Here is a 22,847-nt window from a genome sequence, read left to right on the forward strand (position 1 = left end):
GCGGCACCGCGCCGCCCCGCACCCAATCCCGGAGAGATGGCAGAATGGAAGCAGATTATGCAGTGATCGGCGGCGGCGTTGTCGGCCTGTCGGTAGCCTGGGGGCTGCTCAGGCGCGGCAAGCGCGTCACGGTTCTGGATGGCGGCGACGGCGCGTTCCAGGCCAGCCGCGGCAACTTCGGCCTGGTCTGGGTGCAGTCCAAGGGCATGAAACAGCCGCGTTACGCCAGTTGGAGCCAGCAGTCCGCTGCGGCCTGGGCCGGTTTCGCCGCCGAGCTGGAAGACGGCACCGGCCGCTCCGTCGGGCTGGAGCAGAACGGCGGCTATGACCTGCATTTCTCCGAAGAGACGCTTTATTCCACCGTCGCCCAATACGAAACGCTGAAGGAGAAGCTTGGCGGCAACTACCCATTTGAGGTGCTGGGCCGCAACGCGCTGAGCCGCGAGGAGCCGCATATCGGTCCCAAGGTTGCGGGCGCGATCCTGCATCACCAGGACGGCCACGCAAATCCGCTGCGGCTGCTGCAAACGCTGGCCGAGGACGTCCGCAGGCGGGGCGGCCGGGTCTTGAATGGCAAGACCGTCACCGGCGTAGCCAAGCCGGATGGCTTCCGTGTGAGCTGCGGGGACGGCACCGTGGTGACGGCTGGAAAGGTCATCCTGTCCGCGGGCCTTGGCGCGATGGAGCTGGGGCCGAAGCTGGGCTTCAAGGCGCCGGTGCGGCCGCAGCGCGGCCAGGTCCTGATCACCGAGAAGCTGCCGAAGATGATCCACCGGCCCTCGCTGATCGCCCGTCAGGTGGACGAGGGCGGTATCCAGATCGGTGCCACCAACGAGGAGGCCGGGCTGGATGACAGGGTGACCCAGCCGGGGCTGTCCCGGCTCGCGGCCGAAGCCGTGGCGGCCTATCCGGCGCTTGCCCGTGCGCAGCTGGTGCGCAGCTGGGGCGCGCTGCGCATCCTGACGCCGGACGGGCTGCCGATCTACCAGGAAAGCCCGGAACTGCCCGGGGCCTACCTCGTCACCTGCCACAGCGGCATCACCCTGGCCGCGGCGCACGCGCTGTTCCTGCCGGACTGGCTGGAAGGCACATCCGCAGCCCCCGATCTGGAGGTGTTCAGTGAAGACCGATTCCCTGTTTCTTGAGCTGGAAGACGCCCCCCGCGTGCGGATCTGGTTCGACGGCCAGCCGCTCGATGTGCCCGAGGGGGCCAACCTTGCCGCCGCGCTGCTGGCCGCCGGCGTGCAGGTGTTCCGGCACACGCCGGTATCCGGCGCGCCCCGGGCTCCGTACTGCATGATGGGAGCCTGTTTCGAATGCCTGGTGGAAACCGGCGGCACCCTGCGCCAGGCCTGCATGATGGAGGCCGAAGACGGCCTGCGCATTTCACGCCCGCATGAAGACGCAGCAGAGGTGCGCGATGGAACGCTTTGACCTTGCCATCATCGGCGCCGGGCCGGCCGGCATGGCCGCCGCCGCAGAGGCCGCGCAAAGAGGGCTGGACGTCGCCCTTCTGGACGAGCAGAACCGCCCCGGCGGGCAGATCTACCGCGAGGTGGACCGCGCCGCCGGACCGCGCGGCGCGATACTGGGGCCGGATTATCTGCATGGCGCCTCTCTGACGGCGGGGATCGCCCGGCCGGAGATCCGCTACCTGCCCGGCACCGTCGTCTGGGCGGTTGAGGACGGCTTGCGCATCTCCTTCACCCGCGACGGCCGCGGCGGCCAGCTGGAGGCCGGCCGGGTGATCCTGGCCACCGGCGCGCTGGAGCGTCCCATGCCGGTGCCCGGCTGGACCCTGCCGGGGGTGATGACGGCCGGAGCGGCGCAGATCCTGTTGAAGCAATCGGGTGTGCTGCCCCGCCGTGCGGTGCTCGCGGGGAGCGGGCCGCTGCTCTACCTCATCGCCGCCCAGATGGTGCGCGCGGGCACGCCGCCGCTGGCACTGGTCGAGACCCAGACCCGGGCGAGCCTGCGTGCGGCAGGCCGCCACCTGCCCGGGGCGCTGCGCGGCTGGCGCTACCTCGCCAAGGGGCTGAAGCTGCTGGCGGAAATCCGGCGCGCCGGCGTGCCCCGCCATACTGGCGCAACGGCGATTGCCGTGGAAGGCGGCACCGCGGCCGAAGCCCTGACCTTCCGCTGCAACGGCCGGACGCACCGCATCCCCTGCGGCACCGTCCTGCTGCACCACGGCGTGGTGCCGAACACCCAGGCCGCTCGCTCGATCGGCGTGCCGCACCTGTGGTGCCCTGCGCAGCACTGCTTTGTGCCGGAAACCGGCGCATGGGGGGAAACCGCCAAACCCGGCATCCTAATCGCGGGCGACGGGGCCGGCATCCACGGCGCCATGGCCGCCGAATACGCAGGCCGCATCGCCGCTCTGAAGGCCGCGGAGGAACTGGGGCGGATCTCTGCCCCGGAACGCGACCGCCTTGCCCGCCCGCTTCTGCGCGCCCGCAGCCGGGAAACCGCGGTACGCCCCTTCCTGGATGCGACCTATCCGCCCTATGCAGAGGCCTTGCAGCCTGCCGACGGCACCATCGTCTGCCGCTGCGAGGAAGTGACCGCGGGCAGCATCCGCAGCCACGCCCGGCTCGGCTGCCTCGGCCCCAATCAGGCCAAGGCCTTCAGCCGGGCCGGAATGGGCCCCTGCCAGGGCCGCTACTGCGGGCTGACCGTGACCGCGCTGCTTGCCGATGCCCATGGACAATCCCCGGACGAGACCGGCTATTACCGTATCCGGCCGCCGATAAAACCGGTAACACTTGGCGAGCTCGCCGCGATGGACGAGCTGCCTTCACATGCCGCCGAATAGGAGAGAAAGATGATCGAACGGATCGATACCGGCCCCCGCATGAGCAAGATCGTGAAGCACAATGGCGTAGCCTACCTGTGCGGCCAGGTCGGCGATGGCGCCACCGTGGCCGAACAGACCCGCGACTGCCTTGCCCGCGTCGAGGCGCTGCTGGAGAAGGCAGGCTCCTCACCGCGGCAGATCCTTCAGGCAATCGTGTGGCTCGCCGACATGAAGGACTTCGACGAGATGAACGAGGTCTGGGACGCATGGGTGCCGGAAGGCCATGCCCCCGCCCGCGCCTGTGGCGAAGCCCGGCTTGCGCGCCCCGATCTGAAGGTCGAGATCATCGTGACAGCGGCCTGCGACTAACTCCATATTCGTTCCTTGCTAACCTACCTTACGAGAGCAAAGTGCGGATACAGGAGGGTCAGATATCCTTCACCAGGCGCAGCGCGTCGTAAATCGCTGCGTGGGTGTTGCGGGCGCTGACGGCGTCGCCGATGCGGAATAGCTGGAACGAGCCGCCGGGGTTGCGTTGCACGGTCTGAGGACGCCCTTCGATCAGCGCATCGTAGTCGACGGCTCCTCCGTTGACGGACAGGGGCTTGAGGTCGAAATAGAGGTCATCAAGCGGCAGCGTGCCATAGTTCACCACAATCTGATCGTAGCTCTTTTCCGACGTGAAGTCGCTGTAGTCGGTGCCGATCGTTGCCTTCAGCAGGTTCCCGTCGCGGCTGACGTCAAGCAGTCGGCGGGTCACGGTGAAGGTCACGTCCTTGTCCTGTAGGGCGCGCATGTAAGGTACGAGGTTCATCGCCATGATGTCCGGCGCAAAGACCCGGTCTGGTGTCATAACCTCGACCGATGCACCGGCATTGGCTGCCACTTCTGCTGCTTGCAAGCCGGGGTGATCGCCGCTTTCGTCATAGATCAGCACGTTCTGCCCCGGTTTCACGTCGCCTGAGATCAGGTCCCAGCTGGTCACCACGAGGTCCTGTTGCCGTCCGCTTTCAAACAGTTCCGTGTTGGGCAAGCCGCCTGTTGCAACGATTACCACATCAGGGTCCAGCGCGGTCACGTCCTCTGCCTCTGCCCAGGTGTTGAACCGGAATTCGACATCCCGTGCCGCGCATTGTGCCATGCGCCAGTCGATGATTGAGATCATTTCCCGTCGGCGCGGGCTCAGCGCGGTCAGGCGTACTTGTCCGCCGGGGTCGGGTTGGGCCTCGAAGACCGTCACCTCGTGACCGCGTTCGGCGGCCACACGCGCCGCCTCGAGTCCGCCCGGTCCAGCCCCAACGATCACAACCTTCTTTTTCTGCTCCGCGGTGGTCAAATCATGCGGCATGGTCAGCTCGCGCCCGGTTGCCGCGTTATGAATGCACAGCGCGTCGCCCGCCTGATAGATCCTGTCGAGACAGTAGGTCGCGCCAACGCAGGGGCGGATGTCATCCTCACGGCCTTCGGTGATCTTCCGCACGATATGGGGGTCGGCCATATGGGCGCGCGTCATGCCGACCATGTCAAGCAAACCTGCCTGCACCGCATGGCGTGCGGTGGGTACGTCCGGAATCTTGGCGGCGTGGAAGGTGGGCATCCCGGTCGCCTCCTTCACCGCGCCGGCGAAATCGAGGTGCGGCGCATTCTTCATACCCTGGACGGGGATCACGTCGGTCATGGCGGGGTCGGTGTGAATACGCCCGCGGATCACATTCAAGAAGTCGACCATGCCGCTGTCGGCGAGACGTTTGGAAATCTCGAGGCCTTCTTCGGGCGTGATCCCGCCTGCCTCGGCCTCGTCCGCGGTGTAGCGCAGGCCAACGATGAAATCATCGCCGACGCGTTTGCGGATTCCCCGCAGCACCTCGAACGGAAGTTTCAGACGGCTCTCCAGGTTCTGCCCGCCATAAGGCCCATCCAGATCATTGGTCAGCGGTGACCAGAACTGGTCAAGCAGATGCCCGTAGACCTGCAATTCGATACCGTCCATGCCGCCTTCCTTCATGCGTTCGGAAGCGTCGGCAAAGTCCGAGATGATCCGCTCGATATCCCAATCTTCGGCCAGCTTTGGAAATGCCTTGTGGGCCGGTTCGCGATGTTTGGAAGAACTGACGGAAGGAAGCCAGTCGCCCTTGTTCCAGTTGGTGCGGCGGCCAAGGTGGGTCAGCTGAATCATCACCGCGCAGCCGTGTTCGTGGCAGGCGTCGGTCAGCTTCTTGATCCACGGCACCACCTCATCTCGGTAGGCGAGGATGTTGTTAAAGACCGGCGGGCTGTCTTTGCTGACGGCGGCGGAGCCGGCTGTCATGGCAAGGGCAACACCCGCCTTGGCCCGTTCCGCGTGGTAGGCAGCATAGCGTTCCTTCGGCATGCCGTCTTCCGGATAAGCCGGTTCGTGACTGGTGGTCATGATCCGGTTTTTCAGCGTCAGGTGTTTCAGCTGGAAGGGCTGCAAAAGCGGGTCCTTGGACATTGGTCTTTCCTTGAGTTGTGCTTTGCCGGCGATTGAGGAGGGCGGTTTCAGTACCAGGCATCCTTCATCGAGGCTTTCTTGCGGGCAATGAAATCCTGCAAAGCCTCGTCCGTGTCTGCATTCATCGGCGGGGCTTCATACTGGTCCAGAATGGACTTCCAGCGCGTGTTCGCGCGCTGTGCGGCGTCAATACTTCCCTGTTCTTCCCAGCTCTCGAACGGCTGGTCATCGTTCAGGGCGCTGTCCCAATAGGCGGATTGATAGTGACGCAGCGTGTGCTCGGTGCCAAACAGATGTTCACCGGGCCCCTTTTCGGCCAACGCCTCCACGCCGAGAGTGTCGTCGGTCACCTCTATTCCTCTCAGATAGGCATGCAGAGCGCCGCACATGTCCGTGTCCATCACGAATTTTTCGTAGGACATGGAGAGCAGACCGTCGAGAAAGCCTGCCGAATGCAGGATGTAGTTCGCGCCCCCCTGTATCGCTGACATCATCGACATCATCGATTGCTGCATGGCCTGCGCATCGGGTTGTTTCGAGGTGCTGAAATTGCCTGCACACCGCAGCGGCATCTCGAGCCGCCGGGCGAGCTGCCCCATGACCAGTGATCCAAGGGCCGGTTCCGGTGTGCCGAAAGTGGGTGAGCCCGAGCGCAGAGACATGGAGGAAAGAAAGCCGGCCAGCACCGCTGGTGCGCCGGGGCGAACCAGTTGGGTGAGCGCGCAGGAGGTCATTGATTCAGCGAGACATTGGGCGATCGCCCCGGCCATTGTCAGCGGCGATACCGCACCGCCAAGCAGGAACGGCAAGTGGATTGATCCTTGACCGGCGCTGGCGTACTCGCGAATTCCGCGCGTGGTGATGCCGTCAAGCACCAGTGGCGATGTCGTGTTGAAGTTCCCAAGAATGACGCAGTTCTGTTCAACGAAATCTGGTCCGAACAGGATGCGGCACATTTCAATGCTGTCCCTTGCGCGCTCCGGTGCGGTGATGGAGCCAAGAAAGGCGCGGTCACTGTACCGCATGTGGGCGTAGACCATGTCGAGATGACGCTTGTTGACCGGAATGTCCGTCGGTTCGCAGATCGTCCCGCCAGAATGGTGGAGCCAAGGCGAGGATTGCGCCAACTTCACCAGGTTCTGGAAATCCTCGATCGTGCCGTAGCGCCGCCCCTTGTCCAGATCCATCACGAAGGGGGACCCATAAGAGGGCGCAAAGACCATCGCGTCGCCGCCAATTTCGACCGAATTCGCGGGATTGCGGGCGTGCTGGGTGAACCGTGAGGGTGCAGTTCGCAAGATTTCGCGGATCATGCCGGGTTCAAACGTGATGTTCCAGGTTTCCGGCGATACCTGGCGGACCTTGCCACCGGCTTGGCGGAAAAGCTCGACCGTTTCGGGGTCTTCGCGAAACTCCATGCCGATCTCGGCCAGAATACGGTCGGCGGCCTGTTCGATTCTGACGAGTGCCTCTTCGTCCAAAAGGTCATAGGGGGGAATCCGGCGGGTGATGAAGGGGACGCGCAGATGCGGGTTTTGACCTGGAGCGCTGTCGCGGCGGGTATGTGGGCGGCTGCGTCGGCCGCGCGCTCTTGTCGTGGAAACCTCGGTCATGGCGCGCTCCTTTCAATAGTGGGCTTCAGCGGGCACTGCGTTTTCCCGTTGCAAGAAGCGTGCGGACAATCGCGATTGGCGGCAATGACAGAAAAATTCACCTAGGCTTAGATGAAGTAATCTGAAAATGTCCGAAAGCGGTCAGAATTGCGCTATAGTGGTGCGGTTGATCGAACGTGAATGAGGAATTCTTGGCCAAACGACCTTACGACCTTCCCCCGATGAATAGCCTTGTCGCGTTCGAGGCCGCGGCACGCCATGTCGGCTTCAAGGCTGCCGCGCGGGAACTGAATGTCACCCCGGCGGCGATCAGCCATCAGGTGAAGGCCCTGGAAGCCGAATTGCGATGTCCGTTGTTTCGGCGTCACCATCGTGGCGTGGAGCTGACGGAAACGGGAGCCTACTTGCTGGTTGCGCTGCAACGCGGCTTTGAAGCCATGGGAGATGCGGTGGACCAGCTCAGACAGAGGTCGCACCGGGCCTCGGTCACGATACGGGTGACCACGGCGGTCAGTTCGCTCTGGCTGACACCCAAGCTTGCGCAGTTTTGGAAATCACACGGCGATATCTCGGTTGCCCAGATTGTCAGTGATACCGAGCAAAGCGCGGAAGATTGCGACCTCAGTATTCACTACGGTATCAAGCCGCGTGAGTCCGGCCATTGCAGCACCTTGTTTCATGACCGGATCATGGCGCTCGGCAGTCCGCGGTTCGCCGAACTGCACCCGGTCAAGCAGGCTGCGGATCTTGCAAAGCTGCCGCTGATACATTTTGAATCCGCGGGGGCTGGCTGGACCGACTGGACCGGCTGGTTTCGAAATCTCGGGTACGCTGGGCCCGTGAAGCACAGTCACAGCGTCAACAATTACGTGATTGCCCTGCAGGCGGCGCGCGATGACATGGGGGCGGTTCTGGGCTGGGTCGGCTTGACCGAAACCTATCTTGAGAGCGGTGAGCTGGTGCCTTTGCTGCCGGACCGTGTCGAAACGGTGGAAAATTTCTACATCAGGTTGGCCCCCCATGCCTCGCAACGGGCGCGGCTGGTCTATGATTGGCTGCTGAGCGCCACGTGATCGCAACGTGTCAGGGTGCGCGCGGTCTCGGGATCGGAGCCTCCTGGGATGGGGCTTGCAGATGATCGCTATGTGCCGGGGCCTTGTCCGGCGCGACAAAGGTCGCCGCCAACGCCAGATCCTGCGTGAATTGCGCTTCAGCCTGCTTGCGGACCTCCGGTTCTGACAGCCGTAACAGGTAGGCGGGGTGAAAGGTGATCAGGACCGGCAGACCCGCTCTGCCTGTTTCGATGGTGCCGCGCCGGGCGTGAAGACCGGTTTCCTTCCCCGTCAAGCTGCGCGCGGCGGTGGCGCCCAAGGCCAAGATCAATTTGGGGCGAACGGTTGCGATTTCGGCATCAAGCCACCAGCGACAATGTTCGATTTCGGCGACACCCGGCCGTTGATGGATGCGCATCTTGCCGCGGACAGAGAACTTGAAATGCTTCACAGCATTGGTGACATAAGCCGTCTCGCGGTCCAGTCCGGCCTTGGCGGCGGCCTGGTCGAAGAGCTGGCCCGCTGGTCCTACAAACGGACGTCCACTCAGATCCTCCATCTCGCCGGGCTGTTCACCCACGATCATAAGGTTGGCTTGGGCTGGTCCTTCTCCGAGCACGGCTTGCGTTGCGTTGCAATGCAGGGGGCAGCGCGTGCAGCTTCGGATTGCCTTTGGCAAGGCTTCCGAGGGTCCGCTCCAGGCAGATTTGCAGGACGCCAATTGCGCCTTGAGCTGTTCGACGCGGGCAGGGGGCAGGGTCGGCGCTGCCTCTGCCATGGCGCGGGCACGCATCGGCGCATCGGCGATCATCTGCGGAATATACGCGGCCTCGGGGAGGTTTTTCCAATATTTCTTGGGCATTTCCGATTGCATTGCCTGCACCTTGAGGCGCGCAGGATTGAAGATGTTCTGGAAGTAGGTGATCCACAGTGCCTCACTGGCATCCTCTGGCAGATCAGGCTTGGCGTGCCCCTCGGAAAACGACAGTTTGCCCTGCTCGAATACAGCCGACACATCAGGCGTCAGGATGCGCCAATCCATATCGGCGAAGCGGCGCACGAAAAAATCCGCTGTCGGCTCGACAGTGTGATGGGTTGGCTCGAACCAGGCTGCAAAACTGCGGCGTGCCGCGCCTGCACTGCCAATTTCGCGAAAGCGGACAAAGGCCTTCATCTTGTGCTGACACCGGCGCACGTTTTTCTCCATCCGGCGCAATCTTGCCAGATCGCGGTCACCCCGATCGGCCATCAGGTTTTGGTGTGGTGTTTCTCTCAGCCGCCACAGGAAGGCATAGAGGAAGGCAAAGCGTTCCGGATCACTGTGCCAGACAACCGTTTCGGCCATTTGAATGAAACTGCGCGGTACCGATACCGCGCCACCGTCCGTCGATGGGCTGTCGTCGCTGAACAGGTCGGGGGCGGTTGCATGATCGCCCCAAAGGATTTGCTCAGGCGGGACGTTCCCTGCGAGAAAACTGCGGGCGGCCTCGCGCCATGCGCGGAAGGTGCCGATAGGGGGCAGGGTAACCCGATGCATCAGAACAGGGCCAATTGTTCGGGTGGCGGGGCAAAGCGTGCGCGCAGATCCGCACTGTCGGTCAAGGCTCCCGGTGTCCAGCCCCCTGCGGTGATGAAGGCCCGGGCCTTCTTCATCTGTGCCCCCATACGCAGGAGGTCTTCGTAGCGGAGGGTCCGGTGGCGGCGGCTGGCGAGGATCCGGTTGACGGTTCTGACGCCGAAGCCCGGCACCCGCAACAGCATCTCGCGGCTGGCGCGGTTGACGTCCAGTGGAAACACTGCCCGGTGCGCGAGGGCCCAAGCCAGCTTTGGGTCGATCTCCAGATCCAGGTTGCCGTCCCGTGTGACGGACGTGATCTCGTCCAACTGAAAATCGTAAAAGCGCAGCAGCCAGTCTGCCTGGTACAGGCGATGTTCGCGTTGCAACGGTGGCCGGATCAGCGGCAGCTTGGCAGAGCTGTCGGGAATAGGCGAGAAGGCAGAGTAGTAGACGCGCTTGAGTTTGTAGCTGGAGTAAAGTCGGGTCGATTGCCCCAGCACCGTCGCATCGTTGGAGCCGTCGGCCCCGATGATCATCTGCGTGGACTGTCCGGCGGGGGCAAAGCGGGGCGGGCGCTTGCCGGTAAACGACTTGTCCTTGCCGGCCTCCTTTGTCATGCGCACATTGGCCATCGCCCGGCGGATCTGTTCCGGCTTCTTTTCTGGCGCATATTGCTGCACCGCCTGATCCGTGGGCAGTTCGACGTTGATCGACAAACGGTCGGCCAGCAACCCCGCTTCCTTGATCAGCTCGGGCGCGGCGTCGGGGATCGTCTTGAGGTGTATGTAGCCGCGAAAGTTCTCCTCGTGACGCAGTTTGCGAGCGATCTGCACCATGTCGGACATCGTCGCGTCGGGTGAGCGGATGACGCCCGATGACAGGAACAGCCCTTCGATGTAATTGCGCCGATAGAATTCTATCGTGAGCCGCACCACCTCGTCGACGGTGAACCGGGCGCGGGGCACGTTGGAGGAGGCACGGTTTATGCAATAGCTGCAATCATAGATGCAGAAATTGGTCATCAGGATCTTGAGCAGGCTGATACAGCGGCCGTCAGGCGCATAGGCATGGCAGATTCCGCTGCCTTCGTTGGACCCCAGCCCCTTGCCATCGCGGGAATGGCGCTTGGTCGATCCGGATGACGCGCAAGAGGCGTCATATTTTGCCGCATCGCTGAGAATTTCCAGTTTCTGTTTCAGGGTCTGTCGTGCCATTTGTTCTATATATGTTCTCACGCGACATTTGTCACGAGCAGAAGCATCGTCATTCCGTCGGGTAACGGAAATCCGCTCATTGCGTCTCCGCTCAGGCGTTCCCGTCCGATCGCAGCGGGTGCGGAAGCGACAGTTGCCAAGGCGCATGTCCGGTCACCATTTGCCTTTGTCAGGCGGGCAGGGCGGGGCAAGACACGGCGTCGCCGCGCGGGCTCGCGAGGCGCAGGAAATTGCATGTTCGCTGCTTCTCATCTAGGCTCTGCATTCTAGCTTCAGCACACTCGCGTCCGGTGAAGCGGCGCAATCCAAGGAATAATTAGATGCAAACTGCCTTAGTGGCTAACGACGTGTCCGACATACTGGGCGTCCTGAATGCCTTGGATGACGAAATCGCCGTTCTCGACGCCTCGGGCCACATAATCGCCGCGAATGCTGCCTGGGAGAAGTTTCGGGTGGAAAACGGTGGAAATCCAGAACGGTGCTCGGTCGGGAGCAACTATTTCGCGGTTTGCACATCGGCTTGCGGATCATCGAGCGCTACCGCGGGGATCGTGGCGGACGGGCTCACCGCGGTGCTTGCAACCGGCGAGACCTTCCGGTGTGAATACCCCTGCGACAGCCCGACCGAGAAACGCTGGTTCGATCTGACCGTAAACCGGTATCTCCGAGGCAAGGAACGTTTCCTGATCGTTCAGCACCGAAATGTCAGCAAGCGCCATGTCCAGCGGGAGGAGGTTGAGCAGGGCTATATCAATTCCAACGCGATGGCCGCGTTGATCGCTTCCACCAGCGATGCGGTGATCAGTTATGATCTGGACGGCAATATCATCACGTGGAATCCCTCGGCGGAACGTCTTTATGGCTACGAAAAGTCCGAAATTCTCGGGCGGTCTCTTGAAACGCTTTATCCCGAGGGCTGGCCGAAACGGGTCGCCAGTTATCGCGACGAGATCATCGCGGGCAGGTTGCGTGATTTCGAAGCAACGCGGATCGCGAAGGATGGAACGGAGCGGGAAGTCTGGATCAGCTGCGCTCCGATCCGCAACGTGGACGGTGAGGTCATCGCGATTTCGAACATTCACCGCGATGTGACGGAGGTGCGCAATGCGGAACGCGCCAGGGATCTGATCGCCCGGGAAGTCATCCACCGCGCCAAGAACATGTTGAGCGTGGTATCCGCGATCCAGCGCCAGACCGCGCGCACGGCGGAGACGCTTCAGGATTTCAACCGGAGCTTCGGGGCACGGCTCGCCTCACTGGCAAAATCGACGGATCTGCTGGTCAATAACGCATGGACGAGCGTTTCGCTCCGCCAATTGGTTGCTGAGCATCTGGAACCCTTCACGATGGTTGAGGCTGACCAACATATCCTGATTTCGGGGCCGGATGTGGATTTGCAGCCGGAAGCCGTTCAGACCATCGGCATGGCCATACATGAGTTGGCCACGAATTCTGCCAAGTACGGCGTATTGCAGCAGAGGCAGGGGCGGGTGTCGATATCTTGGGACGTTGACCGCGGCAGTGGCGAATTACAGTTCCAGTGGCGGGAAACCGGGATCAGCATTGATGGCACCCCGTCCAGAACGGGGTTCGGACATTCGGTGTTAACGAATTATGCCGCTACGGTGCTGGATGCTCCGGTTTCTTATGTCGTGGATGGCAGCGGTATTGACTGGGACATAAAGGTACCCGCGTCCCATTTTCAGGCGGCCTCATGATGCACCGTAGCAGCGCAGGACATTGCTGCGGTCCCCGGCCCTTGGGCGGCTGACGGTTCGATGATCACGGATAGTCGACATCAGTCCCCAAAGCCGCGGCTGGTGGCAGGGCGTGGCCTACAGCCATTGCCGTTTCGGCGCAGGCTGCCTTTTCTGATACCTCTTCTTGCCGCGATCGTCCTGGCTGTTGCGGTCTTCAAGGCCTCGGAGGTGTATTTCCTTTCGGAGGAGCGGGCCAAGGCGGAAGGACGGCTGTCTCTGTATCAAAGCAGCGTCATGGCGGAACTGGACCGGTTTTCGCACCTTACCTATGTACTCGCGCAGGATGCTGCCGTTCTGGCGACGGCCGAAGGTGGAAATACTGTTGTCCTGAATGAACGTCTGCGGCGCTTTGCGGACAAGGCCGGGCTCGATGCCATCTACCTCATGGATGTGGCGGGATCGACCATCGCCACGTCAAATCACGGCCGACCAGACAGCTTTCTCGGGCACAATTACGGCTTCCGCCCTTACTTTCAGCAAGCCTTGGGCGGACGACAAGGGCGGTTTTTCGCAATCGGGACCACGACCGGGCTGCCGGGCTATTTCATTGCCGATGCAGTGCTCGGGGCAGATGGGAAACCAGTTGGCGTCATCGCCATCAAGATCAGTTTTGCCCGACTGGAACAGAGTTGGCGCAAGTCGGGCGAACAGGTTTTATTGGCCAATGAGGATGGTGTCGTGCTGCTCGCCTCGGAACCCGACTGGCGCTATCGGGTGTTGTTCCCGCTATCCGACGGCCAGCGCCGCCGGATCATAGACGCCCGACAGTTTCCCGGCCGTAGCCTGGAGCCGATGGACTGGCGGCCGGGCGTCGATCAGCGCGCGGTGATAACGGGCCGAGAGCAATTGCACCTCACGGCAGCCATTCCCCCCCATGACTGGACACTTCACTATTTCGCCAGTGATGATCGTGCGGTCGCCCGCAGCTGGTTGCTGACCTTGCTGGTCGGTTGCGCGGCGGGCCTGGCGCTGATCCTGTTTCAGGTTCAGCGGGCCCGTCGGATCAGTGCCGCGCTGGCACGCTCCGAGCGGGAGGAGGCAGAGCTGCGCCGCGCCAATGAGAGACTGGCGAGCGAGATCGAGGAACGGCGCGCAGCGGAGCAGCGCCTGAAACGTACTCAGGAAGAATTGGAGCGCGCCAGTCGTCTGGCCGCGTTGGGGCGTTTGGCTGCCTCGGTGACGCATGAGCTGGGGCAGCCGATTGCGGCCATGCGAAACCATCTCGTGGCAGCCGAGATGGCGCCAATCGATACGGCCAAACTGTCGGTGCGGATCGGTGCCCTGGTGGACCGGATGGAGGGCATCACCCGGCAACTCAAGTTCTTTGCGACCCCGGATGCTGAAGCTTTGGCGGTTGTTGATCTCAACGCAGCGCTGCGCGACGCAGCGGCTTTGGTGGCGCCCAACCTTGAAGCTGCCAACGCCGAGTTGCGACTTGATCTCTGCCCTGATCTTGGTGGCGTTCAGGGCAGCCGTTTGCGGATCGAACAGGTCATGACCAATTTGCTGCGCAATGCCATCGACGCCAGCGAAGACCACGCGGCCCCGCTGATCGAGGTCGAGACCGGGGCTGGGGGGGACGGCATCTGGTTCGAAATCCGGGACAACGGCCACGGATTGGGCGAAGCGACATTGGCGGAATTGCAGGAACCCTTCGTCACCACCCGCGAAAGCGGTCGCGGCATGGGCTTGGGCTTGGCGATTTCAGCCGGTATCGTGCAGGACCACGGTGGAACCATGACGGGCCGCAACAGGGACACCGGCGGTGCGGTATTCCGCGTCGCCTTCCCGGCCACATCAGCGAAGGACGACCAACTATGAACGGCTCGAGGCCCTTCAGCATTCTGGTGATTGACGACGACCGGTCCATGCGGCAGTCGCTGGCCGAACTGCTTGAGGCCGCGGGCTGGCAGGTCACAACGGTTGCCCGGGCCTCGGCAGGGCTCGAAAGACTGGATGCCTTGAGCCCCGACGTCATTTTGTCCGACGTGCGCATGCCCGGCATGTCCGGGCTTGAGCTGCTGGATGTTCTGCCACCCGAGGCGCCGCCTCTGGTGCTGATTTCTGCTCATGGCGACATTCCCATGGCGGTCAAGGCGATGCAGGATGGAGCCTATAGTTTCGTTGAGAAACCCTATGAACCACGTCGCCTGCTGGCCATCCTGCGCCATGCCGCGGAACAGCACCGGATGCAGCAAAGCAATGCCCGGCTGAAGGCGCGCCTGTTCGAACTGTCGGGGCTTGATCGGGTGTTGTTGGGGCAGTCCGCGCCGGTCGTGCAGCTGCGGCAGGATATTCTGGACCTTGCGGACACCGGCACCGCGGTCCTGATCATCGGAGAGACGGGGACCGGCAAGGAGCTTGCAGCGCGAGCGCTTCATGATCTGGGCCCCAACGCCGATGCCCCGTTTCTGGCACTGAATTGCGCGGCCCTGTCAGCCGGCACCTTCGAGGCGGAAATGTTCGGCGTCGATGGCGGGCCCGGCGGACGGTTGCTGGCGGCTTCCGGCGGTACGTTGTTTCTGGACGAGATATGCTCCTGCCCGTTGGACGTGCAGGCCAAGTTGCTGCGGGTGATCGAGGACAAGCAGATCTTGCCGGTCGGCGGCCAGATGCCGGTGCCCGTGAATTTTCGCGTGGTCACCGCTACCAACGAGGATGTTGACCTCGCAGTGACAGAGGGGCGGCTGCGCAAGGACCTGCTGTTCCGGCTCAACACGATGGTGCTGACCCTGCCACCACTGCGCCAGCGCCGCGATGATTTGACGTTGCTGACAACCTATTTCCTCGAGAAGTTTGCAATGCTCTACGAAACCGCCGTTCCCGAGATCACCCAGGATGACCTCGCGGTCCTGCTGGCCCATGAATGGCCCGGCAACGTGCGCGAGCTTCGCAGCATCTGCGAGCGCCGGGTGCTCGCGGCGCGAAGGGGCGGTGGCAGCATGGCGTCGGCAATCCGGATCGATCAGCATCCGGATGATGTACCCGATACCTTGCGTGAGGCGGTGGCGGCCTTTGAGCGCGAATTGATCGGAAAGGCGATCAAGGCGCATGAAGGGCGCATGGATGCGGCAGCCGAGGCGCTGGGAATTGGTCGGCGGACGTTGAACGAGAAGATCGTCAAACTGGGCCTCGACAAAAGCGCTTTACTCTGACTGTCGCCCTGCGGAAATCCGCAGGATGGTTGCGGAGACGCGCGCATTTTCCTTCATAGGCAGCGGCATAACCTTCTGGAATATTCCCCCAATCATTTCCGTATGCATCTGGGAGGAGCATCCGTGCGCAACTACCTCAAAGGGGCCGCTCTTGCCGCCCTCACCACGACCTTTGCAACCGAAGCCTTGGCCACCGAATGGAATGTCTCGCTGTGGGGCAAACGCCGGGCCTTTACTGAACACGTCGAGAAACTGGCGGAACTGGTCGAAGAGAAGACCGGCGGCGAGTTCACCCTGACCATCAGCTATGGCGGTCTGTCCAAGAACAAGGAGAACCTCGACGGGATCTCGATCGGCGCGTTTGAAATGGCGCAGTTCTGTGCGGGCTATCACCGGGACAAGAACCCCACCATTACCGTTCTGGAACTGCCGTTCCTGGGCGTCAGCTCACTGGAGCAGGAGATCGCGGTCTCGCAGGCCCTGTATCAACACCCGGCGGTGCAAAAGGATCTGGCGCGCTGGAACGCGACCTTGCTGATGCCGTCGCCATTGCCGCAGTACAACCTGGTCGGCACCGGTGACGTCCCTGCGACGTTGAAGGATTTCGAGGGGCTGACCGTGCGCGCCACCGGCGGTATCGGCAAGGCGATGGAGGCGGTTGGCGCCGTTCCCACCTCGATGTCGGCCACCGAGGTACGTCAGGCAATGGACAGCGGTATCGTCAAGGCGGTTGCCTTTGCGCCGCACGCGCACATGTCTTTTGGAACCCTCGAAAACGGGGCGTGGTGGACCACAAACCTGAACCCCGGAACGGTAAATTGCCCGGTGGTTGTCAACACAGATGCTCTCGACAGCCTGCCTGACGACCATCGCACGGCGCTGATGGAATCGGTGGACGAAGCGCTGCAGCACTATGTCGACTTCTACAAGTCCAAGACGTTGGATGCCTGGGAGCCTGCACTGGAGGCCGCCGGTATCGAACAGGTAACGTTCTCGGCTGAGGAACTCGCCGCCTTCAAAGACGCAGCGGCAGCGCCCGCGGCTGAAGCCTGGATCGCGGAAAACGCGGCTCGCGGCATCCCCGCCCAGGAACTCTATGACCTGGTGACAGGCCTGATTGCCGAAGGCAGCTGATCCTGCCGTGCCCCGTAGCCTTCGGCTGCGGGGCTGTTTCTGCTTTCCTGAAAAAATGATGGAGGCACGCCATGGCTGGCGCATCCCTTGTGCTGACTGATGACAGCCGTCTCAGTTCACTCGACCAAAAGCTCTACCGTTTGGAAAAGCCCCTTGCCCTGCTCAGTGGCTTGGCGGTGTTTTCGCTGATGCTACTGGCCGTCGGGTCCGTTGGCGGGCGTAACCTGTTCAACAGCCCGTTGCCGGGCTACGTCGACTGGATCGAGCAGGCGATGCCGTTGATCGCCTTCATGGGGATCTCTTTCACGCAACGTGACGGCGGCCATATCCGCATGGACATGGTGGTAGGTGCCTTGAAGGGCCGGGCGCTTTATCTGGCTGAATTCATCACCACTGCCGCCGTGCTGTTGCTCATGCTGCTGATGGTCTGGGGCTCCTGGGCGCATTTCGAACGCAGCTTCGATTTTGCCGCGCCGTGGTGGAGCGCCGACAGCTCAATGGATATCTCGCTGCCGCTGTGGCCGGCCAAGCTGCTGGCGCCGGTTGCCTTCAGTGTGCTGTGCCTGCGTCTGTGCCTGCAGCTGTGGGCCTATGGTGCAGCGTTTCGCAGCGGCACAGATCAGCCTGTTGCTGTCCCGATGATTGCCGACGCCGCCACCCAGGCCGCGATGGAGGCGGAACACGTCTCCGGCCACGACACCTGAGGAACATCTGACATGGAACCGATTGAAATTGGCCTGATCGTCTCTGCCGGGCTTTTGGTAATGGTGGTCCTTGGTATGCGGGTGGCATTTGCCGCGGCTGCCGCAGGGATGGTTGGCCTGATCTGGATCTTCTGGGCCAAGTTTGGCTACGATCCGGCCCGCTTTGGCAAGGCGCTCACCATCGCGGTCAAGACCGCAGGGCAGGTGCCGCATTCCAAGGTTTCCAGCCAGGCGCTGTCGCTGATCCCGACGTTCATCCTGATTGGCTATCTTGCCTACTACGCAGGGCTGACCCGTGCCTTGTTCGAGGCCGCCAAACGCTGGTTGGCCTGGGTCCCCGGCGGATTGGCGGTGTCGACCGTTTTTGCCACAGCGGGCTTTGCCGCCGTGTCCGGCGCGTCTGTTGCCACCTCGGCCGTGTTTGCCCGTATCGCCATCCCGGAAATGCTGCAGATTGGCTATGACAAGCGTTTTGCAGCTGGTGTGGTGGCTGCTGGCGGCACGCTGGCGTCACTGATCCCGCCCTCCGCGATCCTGGTGATCTATGCGATCATCGTCGAGCAGGACGTGGGCAAGCTCTTGTTGGCCGGTTTTATTCCCGGCGCCTTCTCCGCGCTGATTTACGGCGCGCTGATTGTTGGCATGGCGATGGTCATCAAGGACTTCGGTCCCCGCGTCACCGGCTTCACCTGGCGTCAGCGCTTTGCCGCCTTGCCGCAAGCCTTGCCGATCCTGTTCGTTGTCGTGACCATCATTTTCTTTGTTTACAACCCCTTCGGGGGCGACGCTTGGGGTACCCCGACCGAAGGCGGCGCAATCGGGGCCTTCGTGGTTTTCCTGATGGCACTGCGTCACGGCATGCGCTGGCGCGAGTTGAAGGATGCGCTGCTCGAAACCGCCAAGCTGAGCGTGATGATCTTCACCATCATCTGGGGGGTGCTGATCTACGTGCGCTTCCTTGGCTTTGCCGATCTGCCCGGAGCATTTGCCGACTGGATCACCTCGCTGGAGATGAGCCCCATGCTGATCCTGATCTGCATCCTCCTGGCCTACGCGGTGCTTGGCATGTTCATGGATGCGATCGGCATGCTGCTGTTGACGTTGCCCGTGGTCTATCCTGCCGTCATGGCCCTGAACGGCGGCGAAGCGGTATCAGCGGCCGACAGCACCTTTGGCATGTCGGGGCCGATGTGTGCCATCTGGTTCGGCATCCTGGTGGTCAAGATGGCAGAGTTCTGCCTGATTACCCCGCCGATTGGCCTCAACTGCTTTGTGGTCGCCGGCGTGCGCGACGATCTGAGCGTGCAGGACGTGTTCAAGGGGGTCACGCCGTTCTTCATCGCTGACGCAATCACGATCGCACTGCTGGTTGCCTTCCCGGCCATCGTGTTGTGGTTGCCGGGGCAGGTCTGACAAAACTGGAGCCGCGAGACCGAGCGTGACACGGTTTTCGCGGCCCCGCAGACCCAGTTGGCTGTAAACGGCTTCCATTCCGTCTCCATTCGAAAGGCGCCTTGTTGCATTCGGACAAGAGGCGGCGTTGAGTGGAACGCGCGGCGGGATATTCTCGCACCCCTATAATCATGGTTATGTTATTATTCTGTGACCACCGGTGCGCTAAGTCGCAGCCTGGGGTTATCTGCTCGCGGCACATTTTACGTGGTGTAGCAGCCACAACGGTTGCCGGGACCAGTGTGATCACACTTGGCGGCCGTCGAGCGAATGGTAATTAGCATGTATACTAACTTGTAATGCCGCAACCTATCGTAGTACAACGTCGTGGCGTCCAATCCGGCGCCGAGCGCGGCCTTTTCGGAAGCCAACGCACAACAGTATCAGACAGGGTTACACGCAATGAAGGACTGGAATTCAGCCGCGGCTGGTCTCTACAAGGGCGAATTTCGCCGGATGTTCATCGACGGTCAGTGGTGCGAAGCGCGCTCCGGCGAAGTGATCGAGGCCCGCAACCCGGCCGATGGCAGTCTGCTTGCAACCGTCCCGCGTGGCGGCCGTGAAGACATTGACGCGGCGGTGGCGGCTGCCCGCAAGGCATTTGAGGGGCCTTGGTCGAAATGGACACCTTTTGAGCGTCAGGCCTTGTTGCTTCGCATAGCGGAGCGTTTCGAGGCCGAATGGGAGACCCTGTGCCTGTCCGATACACTCGACATGGGGATGCCCATTCAACGCACCCTCGCCAACAGCCGTCGCGTGCTGGGCATGTTGCGTTTCTATGCCGGTCAGGCAGTGGCGATCCATGGAGCCACGATTCCCAACTCCTTCCCGGGTGAGATCTATTCGCAGACGGTGCGCGAACCGATTGGTGTCGTCGGGGCCATCATTCCCTGGAACGCACCGATTGCGGGGTCGGTGTGGAAGATTGCGCCTGCGATTGCCACGGGCTGCACCATCGTTTTGAAGCCGTCCGAGGAAGCTTCGCTGACTGTTCTGATGATTGCACGCATCATGCAGGAAGCCGGGCTGCCGGACGGCGTTCTGAATATCGTGACCGGTACGGGCAGCGAGGCCGGCGCGGCCCTAGCGGAACATCCCGGAGTGGACAAAATCGTCTTTACGGGGTCGACCGCAACTGGCCAGGCGATCGCTCGCGCAGCCACTGGCAACCTCAAGCGGGTGTCGTTGGAGCTTGGCGGCAAGTCGCCGGTGATCGTTTGCCGGGACGCTGACATCGAAAAGGCCGTGCCGGTGGCCGCGATGGCCGTTTTCGCCAACTCGGGGCAGATTTGTATTGCAGGCTCGCGGCTGTTCGTCGCCCGCGAGATCCACGACGAGTTTTTGCGCCGGGTTGCCGACTATGCCGCGTCCTTGCGGATTGGTCATGGCATCGAGGAAGATACCGACATCGGACCTATCATTTCCGCCCGCCAGGCAGAACGCATCGCCGGCTATCTGGCGGCAGGCCCCCAGGAGGGGGCCACGGTTCTGACGGGGGGAGCCCGTGCCGACGGGCCAGAGCTGCAGGGCGGGCACTTCTTCCAGCCTACCGTTCTGGGTAACGTGACCGACGACATGAGCGTTGCCCGAGAGGAGATCTTCGGACCGGTGATTTCGGCCCTGCCCTTTGACAGCCTCGACGAGGTCGTCAAGCGCGCCAACGCGACACCATATGGCTTGGCTGCAGGTGTCTTCTCGACACATCTGGGCACGGCGCACAAGCTTGCCCACCGTCTGAAAGCGGGCTCGGTGTGGGTGAACATGTACCATGCAATCGACCCTGCCGTGCCTTTTGGTGGTGTCAAAATGTCGGGCTATGGCCGGGAAGGCGGCACCGAGCACATGGAAGAATACCTCGACACCAAGGCGATCTGGATCAACGCAGACTGAGGTCTGGCTTCGAGCGCGCCCACGATAAGACGGAAAGAGCATAAAATGCATGTAGGTATCATCGGCGTTGGCCTTATGGGGCATGGTATCGCCCGCAACGTCCTTTTGAAGGGCGGTTTCAGCCTGAGCTTCCTCGATCACCCCGGCAACCAGCCAACGGAGGAAATCCTTGGCCTCGGTGCCAGCGCTTGCGCCAGCCCGGCCGAGGTCGCGGCGAAGTCGGATGTCGTGATCCTTTGTGTCACCGGCTCACCGCAGGTCGAGGCCATCGTGGCCGGGTCACAAGGTGTTGCCTCGGCGCTGAAGCCCGGTGCCGTTGTGGTGGATTGCTCGACAGCGCTGCCGGAGACGACCCTGCGCATGGCCGATATCATTCGTCAGGCAGGCGGTGATTACATCGATGCCCCAATGACGCGCACGGCGAAACACGCCCATGAAGGCACGCTGAACCTGCTGGTCGGTGGTGCGACAGAGGCGCTGGAAAAGGTGCGTCCGGTGCTGGCTGCCTTTACCGAAAAGGTCGATCACGTTGGCCCGCTGAGTCATGGTCACCGGCTCAAGTTGTTGCATAACTATGTGTCGGTGGGTTTCATGACGCTGCTGGCCGAGGCCGCGGCACAGGCTGCGGATGCCGAGATTGATCCGCAGGTGTTTGTCGATGTTCTGGCGCAAGGCGGTGGCGCGAGTGTCGCGCTGGAGCGGCTGGCCCCGTACATCGTTGACCAGGACCGCGAGGGGCTGCCCTTCTTTGTGTCGAACGCATTGAAAGATATCGATTACTATCGTGGGATGTCCGAGGCCTCCGGTGCGCGAAAAACGGTTGCCGATGGTATTTCCAAGGCCCTGAAAGCGCCGGTGGAAGCTGGCCAGGGCGAGGCCTATGTCCCTGAACTTGTGCAGCTGTTTCGCAAGGGCGAAACGGCCTGAAAACAGGATCGGCAGCCTCAACCCCTGGGGTTGCCAGAAAAAATTGCCTTGTGTAGCAATTAACAACCTTTAGAGGGAGGATTTCAATGACTTTCGCGTATCGCGGGCTGGCCACGGTCGGCTTGCTCATTGCCGCCGGTTTGCCGGCATTTGCCCAGACCGAAGTGAAGATCGGCTATGCGCTTGCGCCTGACAGCCACTATGGCGTCGCGGCCCAGAAGTTCGAGGAGGTTCTGAAGGCCGAAACGGGAGATGCGTTTGAGTTCAAGCACTTCCCCTCTTCCGGTCTGGGCGGTGAACGGGAAGTCATCGAGGGGCTGCAACTCGGAACGATCGAGGCAACCATCGTTTCGTCCGGCACCCTGGCGAATTTTGTCCCGGATACAGGCGTTTTCGACATTCCCTTCCTGTTCCGCGATCTGGAGCATGCCCGCGCGGTGCTGGATGGGCCGATTGGTCAGGAAATCCTCGCCAAATTCGATAATGTTGGCTTGCATGGATTGGCATGGGGTGAACAGGGCTTCCGCCACATCACCAACAACCGAAACCCGATCCATACTCCGGCCGATGCCGAGGGGCTGAAGCTGCGCACGATGGAAAATCCGGTGCATCTCGCCGCGTTCAACGCGATGGGTGCCGCGCCGACGCCGATGGCTTGGCCGGAGGTGATTTCGTCTCTTCAACAGGGCGTCATTGATGGTCAGGAAAACCCGCTGTCGGTGATCGTTTCGGTGAAACTGGATGAAGTGCAGAAATATCTGACCTTGTCCGGTCACGTCTATTCCCCGGCCATGCTGTTGGTGTCCAAGCCGTTCTGGGAAGGTCTGGACGAGACGCAGAAGGCCGCTTTTGAGAAGGCTGCTGCCGCGGCCTCCGAGGCAATGCGTAGCTATGTCGACAATGTTGAGACCAGCGGCGTCGAGACGCTGAAGGACCGCGGCATGGAAATCAACGCCCTGTCTATGGACGAGAAAGCCGCGTTCCAAGAGTCCATCAGCGCCGCCTATGAAGGGTACTACGAGACCTACGGCAAGGATCTGGTGAACGCGATCGTCGCATTCAAGTGATACGTGCGTGTCGGCGCCCCTCCGGCGCCGACGCCTTTTCGGTGGCGGGGA

The 22,847-nt window shown here is 62.1% G+C and carries 18 protein-coding genes; 14 read left to right on the plus strand and 4 right to left on the minus strand.

Annotated elements, in window-relative coordinates; translation table 11 throughout:
- The first annotated feature begins 44 nt into the window (after positions 1-44).
- From ACZ52D_RS16905 to ACZ52D_RS16920, 4 genes are read left to right on the plus strand one after another with little or no spacing between them, the layout of a single operon-like run.
- Positions 45-1,145 carry an NAD(P)/FAD-dependent oxidoreductase gene (locus ACZ52D_RS16905; RefSeq protein WP_464443455.1) on the plus strand — a complete coding sequence of 367 codons (1,101 nt, stop codon included), beginning with the start codon at positions 45-47 and terminating at the stop codon, positions 1,143-1,145.
- Positions 1,120-1,434, plus strand: coding sequence for a (2Fe-2S)-binding protein (locus tag ACZ52D_RS16910; protein ID WP_464443456.1), 315 nt, complete (start codon positions 1,120-1,122; stop codon positions 1,432-1,434). Before ACZ52D_RS16905 ends, ACZ52D_RS16910 begins: the two co-directional genes overlap by 26 nt.
- Positions 1,421-2,815 carry an FAD/NAD(P)-dependent oxidoreductase gene (locus tag ACZ52D_RS16915; protein ID WP_464443457.1) on the plus strand — a complete coding sequence of 465 codons (1,395 nt, stop codon included), beginning with the start codon at positions 1,421-1,423 and terminating at the stop codon, positions 2,813-2,815. Before ACZ52D_RS16910 ends, ACZ52D_RS16915 begins: the two co-directional genes overlap by 14 nt.
- Before the next feature lie 9 nt (positions 2,816-2,824).
- Positions 2,825-3,166 (plus strand): RidA family protein, encoded by a 342-nt coding sequence (locus tag ACZ52D_RS16920; protein ID WP_222455683.1) that lies wholly within the window; start codon positions 2,825-2,827, stop codon positions 3,164-3,166.
- A 58-nt stretch (positions 3,167-3,224) separates the two neighbouring features.
- Here the strand turns inward: ACZ52D_RS16920 and ACZ52D_RS16925 are convergent, their stop codons facing one another.
- Complete coding sequence (locus tag ACZ52D_RS16925) at positions 3,225-5,270, minus strand: oxidoreductase (RefSeq protein ID WP_464443458.1); 2,046 nt, start codon at positions 5,268-5,270, stop codon at positions 3,225-3,227.
- Between the two features lie 47 nt (positions 5,271-5,317).
- Positions 5,318-6,883: a trimethylamine methyltransferase family protein gene (locus ACZ52D_RS16930; RefSeq protein WP_464443459.1), complete on the minus strand. Its 1,566-nt coding sequence runs from the start codon at positions 6,881-6,883 to the stop codon at positions 5,318-5,320.
- Between the two features lie 221 nt (positions 6,884-7,104).
- On the opposite strand from ACZ52D_RS16930, the gene ACZ52D_RS16935 reads away from it, so the two are divergent.
- Complete coding sequence (locus ACZ52D_RS16935; RefSeq protein ID WP_464443582.1) at positions 7,105-7,956, plus strand: LysR family transcriptional regulator; 852 nt, start codon at positions 7,105-7,107, stop codon at positions 7,954-7,956.
- A 10-nt stretch (positions 7,957-7,966) separates the two neighbouring features.
- Here the strand turns inward: ACZ52D_RS16935 and ACZ52D_RS16940 are convergent, their stop codons facing one another.
- Together ACZ52D_RS16940 and ACZ52D_RS16945 are read right to left on the minus strand one after the other, a co-directional pair.
- Positions 7,967-9,472 (minus strand): UdgX family uracil-DNA binding protein, encoded by a 1,506-nt coding sequence (locus ACZ52D_RS16940; protein WP_464443460.1) that lies wholly within the window; start codon positions 9,470-9,472, stop codon positions 7,967-7,969.
- On the minus strand, positions 9,472-10,707 hold the full coding sequence (locus ACZ52D_RS16945; protein WP_222455678.1) for a putative DNA modification/repair radical SAM protein: 1,236 nt from the start codon (positions 10,705-10,707) through the stop codon (positions 9,472-9,474). Before ACZ52D_RS16945 ends, ACZ52D_RS16940 begins: the two co-directional genes overlap by 1 nt.
- Positions 10,708-11,027: 320 nt before the next feature.
- On the opposite strand from ACZ52D_RS16945, the gene ACZ52D_RS16950 reads away from it, so the two are divergent.
- The 9 genes from ACZ52D_RS16950 (at position 11,028) to ACZ52D_RS16990 (ending at position 22,796) form a co-directional block, all read left to right on the plus strand.
- Positions 11,028-12,425 carry a PAS domain-containing sensor histidine kinase gene (locus ACZ52D_RS16950; RefSeq protein WP_464443461.1) on the plus strand — a complete coding sequence of 466 codons (1,398 nt, stop codon included), beginning with the start codon at positions 11,028-11,030 and terminating at the stop codon, positions 12,423-12,425.
- Between the two features lie 60 nt (positions 12,426-12,485).
- Positions 12,486-14,288, plus strand: a complete 1,803-nt coding sequence (locus ACZ52D_RS16955) for a sensor histidine kinase (protein ID WP_464443462.1) — start codon at positions 12,486-12,488, stop codon at positions 14,286-14,288.
- Complete coding sequence (locus ACZ52D_RS16960; protein ID WP_464443463.1) at positions 14,285-15,622, plus strand: sigma-54-dependent transcriptional regulator; 1,338 nt, start codon at positions 14,285-14,287, stop codon at positions 15,620-15,622. The genes ACZ52D_RS16955 and ACZ52D_RS16960 overlap by 4 nt, the downstream gene beginning before the upstream one ends.
- A gap of 123 nt (positions 15,623-15,745) precedes the next feature.
- On the plus strand, positions 15,746-16,756 hold the full coding sequence (locus tag ACZ52D_RS16965) for a C4-dicarboxylate TRAP transporter substrate-binding protein (RefSeq protein ID WP_464443464.1): 1,011 nt from the start codon (positions 15,746-15,748) through the stop codon (positions 16,754-16,756).
- Between the two features lie 71 nt (positions 16,757-16,827).
- A complete protein-coding gene (locus ACZ52D_RS16970) occupies positions 16,828-17,460 on the plus strand; it encodes a TRAP transporter small permease subunit (protein WP_222455673.1) in 633 nt (210 codons plus the stop codon).
- Between the two features lie 12 nt (positions 17,461-17,472).
- On the plus strand, positions 17,473-18,873 hold the full coding sequence (locus ACZ52D_RS16975) for a TRAP transporter large permease (protein WP_464443465.1): 1,401 nt from the start codon (positions 17,473-17,475) through the stop codon (positions 18,871-18,873).
- 441 nt (positions 18,874-19,314) lie between these two features.
- Positions 19,315-20,802, plus strand: a complete 1,488-nt coding sequence (locus tag ACZ52D_RS16980) for an aldehyde dehydrogenase family protein (protein ID WP_464443466.1) — start codon at positions 19,315-19,317, stop codon at positions 20,800-20,802.
- A 45-nt stretch (positions 20,803-20,847) separates the two neighbouring features.
- Positions 20,848-21,729 carry an NAD(P)-dependent oxidoreductase gene (locus ACZ52D_RS16985; protein ID WP_464443467.1) on the plus strand — a complete coding sequence of 294 codons (882 nt, stop codon included), beginning with the start codon at positions 20,848-20,850 and terminating at the stop codon, positions 21,727-21,729.
- Positions 21,730-21,815: 86 nt separating this feature from the next.
- Positions 21,816-22,796, plus strand: a complete 981-nt coding sequence (locus ACZ52D_RS16990; RefSeq protein ID WP_222455669.1) for a TRAP transporter substrate-binding protein — start codon at positions 21,816-21,818, stop codon at positions 22,794-22,796.
- Positions 22,797-22,847 lie beyond the last annotated feature (51 nt).

It is taken from the genome of Leisingera sp. S2M4 (assembly GCF_055398055.1).

Excerpts from the sequence above, each read along its gene's own strand:
- ACZ52D_RS16905 (WP_464443455.1), top strand. The coding sequence starts at position 45 with ATGGAAGCAGATTATGCAGTGATCGGCGGCGGCGTTGTCGGCCTGTCG.
- ACZ52D_RS16915 (WP_464443457.1), top strand. The coding sequence starts at position 1,421 with ATGGAACGCTTTGACCTTGCCATCATCGGCGCCGGGCCGGCCGGCATG.
- ACZ52D_RS16920 (WP_222455683.1), top strand. The coding sequence starts at position 2,825 with ATGATCGAACGGATCGATACCGGCCCCCGCATGAGCAAGATCGTGAAG.
- ACZ52D_RS16925 (WP_464443458.1), bottom strand. The coding sequence starts at position 5,270 with ATGTCCAAGGACCCGCTTTTGCAGCCCTTCCAGCTGAAACACCTGACG.
- ACZ52D_RS16930 (WP_464443459.1), bottom strand. The coding sequence starts at position 6,883 with ATGACCGAGGTTTCCACGACAAGAGCGCGCGGCCGACGCAGCCGCCCA.
- ACZ52D_RS16935 (WP_464443582.1), top strand. The coding sequence starts at position 7,105 with ATGAATAGCCTTGTCGCGTTCGAGGCCGCGGCACGCCATGTCGGCTTC.
- ACZ52D_RS16940 (WP_464443460.1), bottom strand. The coding sequence starts at position 9,472 with ATGCATCGGGTTACCCTGCCCCCTATCGGCACCTTCCGCGCATGGCGC.
- ACZ52D_RS16945 (WP_222455678.1), bottom strand. The coding sequence starts at position 10,707 with ATGGCACGACAGACCCTGAAACAGAAACTGGAAATTCTCAGCGATGCG.
- ACZ52D_RS16950 (WP_464443461.1), top strand. The coding sequence starts at position 11,028 with ATGCAAACTGCCTTAGTGGCTAACGACGTGTCCGACATACTGGGCGTC.
- ACZ52D_RS16955 (WP_464443462.1), top strand. The coding sequence starts at position 12,486 with ATGATCACGGATAGTCGACATCAGTCCCCAAAGCCGCGGCTGGTGGCA.
- ACZ52D_RS16960 (WP_464443463.1), top strand. The coding sequence starts at position 14,285 with ATGAACGGCTCGAGGCCCTTCAGCATTCTGGTGATTGACGACGACCGG.
- ACZ52D_RS16970 (WP_222455673.1), top strand. The coding sequence starts at position 16,828 with ATGGCTGGCGCATCCCTTGTGCTGACTGATGACAGCCGTCTCAGTTCA.
- ACZ52D_RS16975 (WP_464443465.1), top strand. The coding sequence starts at position 17,473 with ATGGAACCGATTGAAATTGGCCTGATCGTCTCTGCCGGGCTTTTGGTA.
- ACZ52D_RS16980 (WP_464443466.1), top strand. The coding sequence starts at position 19,315 with ATGAAGGACTGGAATTCAGCCGCGGCTGGTCTCTACAAGGGCGAATTT.
- ACZ52D_RS16985 (WP_464443467.1), top strand. The coding sequence starts at position 20,848 with ATGCATGTAGGTATCATCGGCGTTGGCCTTATGGGGCATGGTATCGCC.
- ACZ52D_RS16990 (WP_222455669.1), top strand. The coding sequence starts at position 21,816 with ATGACTTTCGCGTATCGCGGGCTGGCCACGGTCGGCTTGCTCATTGCC.